Genomic DNA, 259 nt, shown 5'->3' with positions numbered 1-259 from the left:
AGTAATCTCTGAAAACTCTGGATGGAGCAAAATTAACTACAACGGTCAAACTGGTTATATCGGAACACGTTACCTATCTAAAACACCAGTTGGAGGCGCAGTAGATAATAAGCCTAACAATAACCAAAATAACAATAACAACAATAATAATACAGGCAATAATAGTGGCGACAGTTCTTCCGTACTTGCATATGCAAAATCAATGCAAGGTGTACCATACGTTTGGGGCGGAACTTCTGCTAACGGCGTAGACTGCAGT

General features: G+C 39.8%; 1 pseudogene. It reads left to right on the top strand.

Annotation, left to right across the window (positions count from 1 at the left end):
* Positions 1-259 (top strand): annotated as a pseudogene (locus MR167_RS32245) (peptidoglycan endopeptidase); the annotation flags it as partial.

This window comes from Bacillus cereus group sp. BfR-BA-01355 (assembly GCF_022663675.1).
Taxonomy (GTDB): Bacteria; Bacillota; Bacilli; order Bacillales; family Bacillaceae_G; genus Bacillus_A; species Bacillus_A thuringiensis_S.
The sequence above is the reverse complement of the archived record's forward strand: the minus strand, read 5'-3'. Positions and strand labels throughout refer to the sequence as shown.